Annotated in this window: 1 protein-coding gene; it reads left to right on the top strand. The window is 60.8% G+C overall.

What is annotated here, in order from left to right; genetic code table 11:
• A partial coding sequence (locus L8K08_RS30205; RefSeq protein WP_242201994.1) for a hypothetical protein occupies positions 1-385 on the top strand: 385 nt, incomplete at both ends.

The following is a 385-nucleotide window of genomic DNA, read 5'->3' as shown; positions in this document are numbered from 1 at the left end:
GTTCGAATACGACCCCGCCGACAACCTGATCGGCAAACTCGACCAGCAACCCGCGGCACAACACCGTCAACTGCTGCACTACGACGCCACCGGCCGCATCATCGCCAGCCAAGACAACCTGCACGGCCAGCGCGAAACCTTCGCCTACGATGCCGCCGCCAACCTGCTCGACGGCCCGCAGGCGGGCGCCGGGTTAGTGGTGCATAACAAGCTGCTGACGTATCAGGACAAGCGTTATCGCTACGATGCGTTTGGACGGATGATCGAAAAACGCAGCGCCAAGCGCGGCGTGCAGCGGTTTGTGTATGACGCAGAAAGCCGGTTGGTTGAAGTGCTTAATGAAAATGGCTGCGTGGTCAGGATGGTCTACGACCCGCTGGGGCGA

This window comes from Pseudomonas sp. TREG-RG-20F-10-E-6-01 (genome assembly GCF_022662455.1).
Classification (GTDB): Bacteria; Pseudomonadota; Gammaproteobacteria; order Pseudomonadales; family Pseudomonadaceae; genus Aquipseudomonas.
The sequence above is the reverse complement of the archived record's forward strand: the minus strand, read 5'-3'. Positions and strand labels throughout refer to the sequence as shown.